Raw genomic sequence first — 6,282 nt, 5'->3', positions numbered from 1 at the left:
CACTTCGATCGGACTGTCGCCGGCGCTGAACCAGATCGTGCCGTCCTGGATGCTGACCTGCAGCTCCATGCCGCGCGCAGCCGTGGCCGCCAGCGCCGCGCTGGTGGCGCCATCGATGTGCAGCACATTGAGGTTGTCGAAGCGCTGCACGCTGCCGCGCAGCTTTTCCCACCACACCGGCGGCGCGTAATCGCCATAAGTGAAGATGGTGACCTGCTGGGCCCGGTGGCAGCCCTTGCGGATGCGCGTCTCGTCCGGCATGCCGAGCTCGATCCAGTGCTCGACCGCGCCGGTGAGGTCCTTGCGCCACAGGTCGGGCTCGTCTTCGCTGCTCAGGCCGCGGGTGAACTGCAGCTGCTCGTCGGCGTACATGGCGAAGGCCAGGACACGCACCATGAGCCGCTCCTCGGTCTCCGAGGGATGGCAGGCCAGCGTCAGCACATGGTCCGCGTAATAATCGCGGTCCATGTCGGCGATGTTCAGCTGCGCCTTGTAGATCGTGGACTTCAGTGCCATGGCCTGGGGCCGCTCCGTGACGATCTGGTCATGCGCGGCATGATACATCAGGCCATGTCAAATTGGAGATTGATTGTCCGACAATTCATTTGCCGCGTCGCTCGTTGATGTAGTCGGGCAGCCAGCGCAGCGAGGGGAAGAAGATCACCCGGACGATGCCGATCAGCATCCACAGGTAGGCGCCGCCGTAGACCGCGCCGCAGAACATGGTGACGTAGTCGAAGTTGGGCGAGACGTACTTGATGCCCCACCACGAGATGATGTCGGTGAGCGCCGCCGCCAGCCCGGCCGGGAACACCCACTGGTAGATGCTGAGCCGGTTGAAGTGCAGCGAGAACGGAATGCCGATGATGAAGAACGCCGTGGTGAAGCCGAACAGGTGGGCATGGGTGAAGGCGATCAGCTTGCCCCGGCTCATGTTGGCGAAGTAGGCGTCGGTGCTGCCGTGCAGCTGCAGCTGGTAGTGCACTTCCGCCAGCCCGAAGAAGAAGGCGATGCCGAACAGGATGGTGGCCAGGCCGATGCCGCGCTGCGCCGCCACCGGCAGGTCCTGCAGCGAGAACTCGACGCGCGGATCGCGGAAGGGAATGAACCAGCGCAGCAGCAGGCAGATGAGCAGGAAGAACGCCACCAGCGCGATCGGGCCGCCGACGGTCAGCCAGGCCGACGGCTCCGGCGGCAGCTGGACAATGGCGGCGTCAGTCACCGGGGCATCGCTGAAGAAATCGAACTGCTGGTCGGCCATGGCCATTTCCTCCGGTTCAGGCGCCTTTCAGGCGCACGTAGAGCAGCACGCCGGCGCGCTTCACCGCCAGCCGGATGGCGCCATCCAGCGTCGCCGCTTCCTTGGCCGACGGCGCCGGCACCTGCTGCGCCGGCAGGCCGGCGAAACTGCCGTAGACCTTGCTGTTCTTCGCCTGCGGCACGGCGTTGGCGTGCAGCACCTGCACCTGGGCGATCTTCAGCTGCCGGTCGGTGGTCATGAGCAGGAAGAAGTCCTTGCCCTGGTGCGTGGCGCGGAATATCAGCGCGGTGCCGGCCGGCCGCTGACTCTCCAGCGGGATGTAGATCGTGTTCTCGTCGTCCTTGTTCAGCGTCACGCCCAGGGCCTTCGCCGCCGTCATATCGGCCGGAGTCAGCAGGGCATCGCGCGGCAGCCAGGTACGCACGCCGGGAAACTGCGCGCGCACCTCGCGCGGAATCAGGCTGGCGATGTCCAGCCACTCGCCCGGCTTCGCCGGGGTCGAGCGCGGGTCGCCGGGGTTGGCCCTGGCGGCGGCTTCGCTGCCGTTGGACGCGCCATCGCCATCGCTGTCGAGGTTGGCGATGCGCGCGAACGCGCCCGCGTTCTTGCCGGCGGCCTTGAAGGCCTTGCCGTAGGCGTTCAGCGTGGAGCCGCCGCCATCGCTGTGACAGGCGTTGCAGGACGGCATGTAGCCGTATTCCTGCTTGTACTCGCGCGCCAGCAGGGGCATCGCCGACGCGGCCGACGGCAGCATCGCCAGCGCCAGCAGCGCCGCGCGCAGCGCCATGCGTCGCGGCGAAGCGGCCCTGATGCCGTCGGCGTCAGCCGGCGCGGCCTCGGCTGACGCGGCAGGACTCGCCAAGGTGCTGATCGGCAGGGTGCTGGTCGACAAGGTACTGCGCATCACATCATCCTCGTTCCGGGACCATGCCCGGGGTCAGAAACCGAACAGCCCGGGCACGGCGCCGCGCATGGCCGCCCGTGCCCGCTCGCCCTCGGCGCCGGCCTGCTTCATGGCCTGGTACTGCAGCGAATCGCGCGGCGGCATGAGCGCGGCGGCCTTGTCGGTGCCTTCGTAGCGTTCCCAGTCCAGCACGTCGCGAATCAGGGTCTTGCCACGGATGTTCTCCAGCACCGCGTCCTCACTGGCGCCGGCCATGAAGTCCAGGCGCAGCGCCGGATTGCCGCGATGGCAGGCGAAGCAGTAGCGCTCGAAATCGTGCAGCACCCCCTGTTTCACGATCTTCAGCGGCGGCAGCCCGGACACCACCGGCGGCGACATCTCCACCGTGTTCAGGCAGCAGTACTCGGCCTCGCGCCCCAGCAGCGCGCGCATGAAGTGCACGCGCACGAACGGACGCGCCGCAAAGTGGCTGTCGGGCAGCGCATCCACTTTCGCCGCCAGCCGGCGGATGTCGAAACCGCTGCCCTCGCCCAGGCCGCGCAGGTCGGATTCGCTGAACAGCGCCGCCAGCCCGTAGACCCCGTCGATGTCCTCCGCCGTCAGCACCTGCTTGGGCACGCGCGGCGTCAGCGGATCGAGACGCACCGGCAGCTTGGGCAGCTTGTCGAAGGCGGCGAGGTCCTCGTTGTCGCGGGCGCCCTCGCCCGGCTTGATTTCGCGTGTCCACAGACCCTGCCACCAGCCCTTGAGGCCGCGACGCTCGCCGAGCGGATCACGGTTGGGCAGGTCGGACTCCGGCACCGCGATGCCGGTCTTGGGAAAATGCCGGCGTTGCAGTTCGCGCAGGCGCTGCGCATCGACGCCGGCGGCATCGAAACTGCCGGGGCTGTCGGCGTAATGCAGCGCCAGCTTCAGCATGAGCCGGCGGCAGTCGTTGCCGTCGGCACCGCAGCCGTCCAGCCACAGGCGCTGGGTGACGTTGATGAAGCTGCCCTGATCGGTGAGCTGGTCGAAGCGCTCCGGCATGGCCAGCGGCTGCTGGAGCGGAATGCTCATGTACGGATGCGCGTTGCCGCGCGCGGCGGCGATGGCCCCGGCGGTGTCCTGCTGGCCGTTGGTCTCGTTCCACGGCCGCTGCGGGAAGATCGGCCCGCCGCCCTGGTGGCAGGTGGTGCAGATGGCACGGCGCGCGTAGACGATGCGCGGCACGCAGCCGGCGCAGTAGTTCTGTACCAGCTGGAACTCGAAGCGGCCGGCGGCCTCGTTGTAGCTCAGCACCTCGATCTCGTTGGCCTTCTCGACAAAGCCCATGAACAGCTGGCCGCGCGGCGTCATGGCCAGACCGGTCTTGTTCGCGAGTTCGAAATCCGCCGCGATCAGCGCGCGCGGATGCGCATTGGTGGCCTGCGCCTTGAGCAGCGAGCGACCGTTGGGAATCAGCACCGCCACCGGCAGCTGCCCGTCCGGGTGCTGCGCCTGCACCAGCTTCACCAGTTTCTCGAACGGATACGGCAGGCCGTCGTGCTGGGTGATCAGGTGGTCGAACAGCGAGCGCGTGCCCGCCGGCGGCAGGTCCTCCTGGCTGATGACCTGCGCCGACACCATGGCCGGGTCCGGCCGGCCCTCGCGCGCCAGCTCGGTGATGTCGGCGCTGCTGGTCGCCGGCTTCAGCCCGTACCAGGCGCCGGCCGCCAGCGCGGCCAGCACCAGCCCCCACAGCATCACTCGCTTCATGCCGGGCTCACATCAGCTTGAGGAACTCGCGCAGGGCGTGCTTGTCCTGCGCCGAGAGATCCACGCCGAACTGGTGGCCCTTGTTCTCCACCGGGTCGTCGCAACCCATGAACAGCGGCTTGTGCGGGTTCTGCGAAGCGATGTTGGCCACCGGCGTGCCCTTCTTGATGGTGATCTTCGGCCAGCCCTGCATGTCTTCGCGCGCGGTGACCTGGGTGTCTTCCGTCGTCACCAGCGTCTTCTGCGGACGGTGCTTCTCCGCCTTCGGGTTGTCCGAGGTCATGAGCTCGTCGTAGGCCATCTCGAACTGCTTGATGCGGCCGCGCAGGGTGTAGTCCGGCGCGCCATCCGGCAGGAAGGTGACCTCGCCGATGGCGTTGTTGTGCAGGAACGGCGCCGTGGCCCAGACCGACAGCAGCGAGATGTTGCGCAGGTAGCCCGGGCCGCCCTCGACCTTGCGTTCGCCCAGCTTCTTGCCGCCGATGCCCGGAATCATGCGGTTGAGCACGTACGGCACGCTGCCCGGCGACGGCGAGTTCTTGTAGGTCTCCGACGAGAACTCCTCCCAGATATGGCCCTGGTTGTGGTTGTCGTGCAGCGCGCGGCACATGTTGGTGCCGATGATGTTGAACGGCGTGCGCTCGTCGTTGCCGAGCCAGTCCTGGCCGAAGATGCCCTTTTCGGCGAACTGCTTCGGACGCAGGCGGCCATCCTTGTCCCTGGCCAGGAAATTGGCCACGAACTTCGGATCGCCACGTTCGGCGGCGCTGTATTCCAGCGTCCAGTAGTCTTCCTTGCCGAACACGTGGCCGTCGTAGAACTTCTCCAGCGCGACGCGGTCATTGCGGATGTTCGCCGGCGCCATCTTGGTGCTGTGGCAGGTCGCGCACTCGCGGGCGAAAACCTTGCGGCCCTGCGGAATCACCGCCTTGTCGATGAACTGCTCGCCGGACGTGCCGTCGATATCCTTCGAGGCCAGCAGATAGGTCGGGCCGGCGGTCATCAGGAACAGCGCCAGGTCATCCATCTTGGCGTCGGCGTAGTTCCAGGCGTCGCATTCGGCGGCGCACTGCATGATGCGCATGGGGCTCTGCTCGCTGCCGCGGCCGAAGAGCTTGCCGGGATGCGGGAAGTTGGGCACCCAGCATTCCTCGGTGCACATGCCGATGTTCACGTACACGCGGATCAGCGCCAGGTGTTCGCCAACGCTGTCCTCGGCACCCTTGAGCACGTGCCGGGTCATGCCCTTCTTCACCGCGCCGGTGACCGGGTCCTTCATGACGTGCTCGAACAGGCGCTTGTTGTGGAAGTCCATGATGTTGTTCTGGGTGCCCGGGTTGTGCATCCAGTCCGAAGCCACCAGCGAGGTGTCGATGGTGCCGAGGCGGCCGCCCTTGAGCACCTGGCGCGCCGGGCTGCTTTCCGGCACACCGTGGAAGAAGGCGTCCGGCTGCACGATGTGCTGGTTGCCGATGGTGCCGCTGAGGTTGGCCCAGGTCGGCTGGTTCGGGTTAGCCGGCGGGTTGGTCGGGTCGAAGCCGACATGGCACTGCACGCAGGGGTGGCCGATCACGAAGCGCTTGTTCTGCTTGATCTCGTCCTTTTCGTACGGCGCGGTGCGCGGGTCGTAGATGACCTTGCCCTGCTTGTCCCTGATCGAATCGGCGTAGTACTTGCGGTAGCCGAGCACGCCGGAGGAATGCGGGTCCTGGCACTTGTCGTACCAGTTGGTGGAAGCGTCGCCCTGCACGCAGTCGGGGTCGTTGATCAGGCCCCACTTGCTGAAGCGTTCGGCACGCGTGCGCGTGTCCAGCCAGGGATAGTTGGCGTTGCCCTTGCCGATCACGCGGGTCTGGTGCAGGTAGTTCTCGTCCTGGTTGCCGAAGGTGCCCTTGAACCAGACATCACGGCCACGGCGCACGCGTTCGCGCATCTCCTCGGCCTTCGCCGGGTCCTTCGCCGCCACGTCGGTGAACAGCTGCGCCACGTAGCGGCAGCCTTCGGCATCGTAGCCGGTGGGCTGCGTCTGGCTGCACGGCGGCGNACCTTGCGCGCGGCCAGGGTGGCGTAATAGTTGTCCTCGAACCACTGCTTGCGCTGGATCCAGTACGGCGTGCCGGTGTAGATGCCGGTGGTCAGCTTGCGTTCGACCAGGTCATCCAGCGACACGCTGCGATAGGTCGAGCGGTACGGTTCCGTCGATACCGGCACCTGGCCGGTGGGCAGGTCGTAGTAGGTCAGCTCGGGCACCACCGGCACCGGAATATTGTCGGGCACGGCCGGCACCGCGGGCGGTGCCGGCGGCAGCGTGACCACGGTCCATGCACCTGCGATGGCGACCACGGCCAGCGCGGCGAATCCCAGTTTCTTCTTGTTCATGACG

At 67.0% G+C, this 6,282-nt stretch carries 5 protein-coding genes; all 5 read right to left on the bottom strand.

Going from position 1 to position 6,282, the window contains the following annotated elements; translation table 11 throughout:
* Nucleotides 1-516 (bottom strand): YaeQ family protein (locus C5O18_RS05320; protein WP_105192121.1); only part of this gene is annotated, 516 nt, incomplete at its 3' end.
* Between the two features lie 85 nt (nucleotides 517-601).
* Nucleotides 602-1,261 carry a hypothetical protein gene (locus C5O18_RS05315; RefSeq protein ID WP_146089222.1) on the bottom strand — a complete coding sequence of 220 codons (660 nt, stop codon included), beginning with the start codon at nucleotides 1,259-1,261 and terminating at the stop codon, nucleotides 602-604.
* 16 nt (nucleotides 1,262-1,277) lie between these two features.
* On the bottom strand, nucleotides 1,278-2,165 hold the full coding sequence (locus tag C5O18_RS05310; protein ID WP_105192104.1) for a hypothetical protein: 888 nt from the start codon (nucleotides 2,163-2,165) through the stop codon (nucleotides 1,278-1,280).
* Nucleotides 2,166-2,198: 33 nt separating this feature from the next.
* Complete coding sequence (locus C5O18_RS05305) at nucleotides 2,199-3,899, bottom strand: hypothetical protein (protein WP_146089221.1); 1,701 nt, start codon at nucleotides 3,897-3,899, stop codon at nucleotides 2,199-2,201.
* A 7-nt stretch (nucleotides 3,900-3,906) separates the two neighbouring features.
* On the bottom strand, nucleotides 3,907-5,886 hold the full coding sequence (locus C5O18_RS05300) for a hypothetical protein (RefSeq protein ID WP_105192101.1): 1,980 nt from the start codon (nucleotides 5,884-5,886) through the stop codon (nucleotides 3,907-3,909).
* Nucleotides 5,887-6,282 lie beyond the last annotated feature (396 nt).

The organism is Amnimonas aquatica, from assembly GCF_002943415.1.
GTDB lineage: Bacteria > Pseudomonadota > Gammaproteobacteria > Pseudomonadales > Moraxellaceae > Perlucidibaca > Perlucidibaca aquatica_A.
The sequence above is the reverse complement of the archived record's forward strand: the minus strand, read 5'-3'. Positions and strand labels throughout refer to the sequence as shown.

Excerpts from the sequence above, each read along its gene's own strand:
- C5O18_RS05315 (WP_146089222.1), bottom strand. The coding sequence starts at position 1,261 with ATGGCCGACCAGCAGTTCGATTTCTTCAGCGATGCCCCGGTGACTGAC.
- C5O18_RS05310 (WP_105192104.1), bottom strand. The coding sequence starts at position 2,165 with ATGCGCAGTACCTTGTCGACCAGCACCCTGCCGATCAGCACCTTGGCG.
- C5O18_RS05305 (WP_146089221.1), bottom strand. The coding sequence starts at position 3,899 with ATGAAGCGAGTGATGCTGTGGGGGCTGGTGCTGGCCGCGCTGGCGGCC.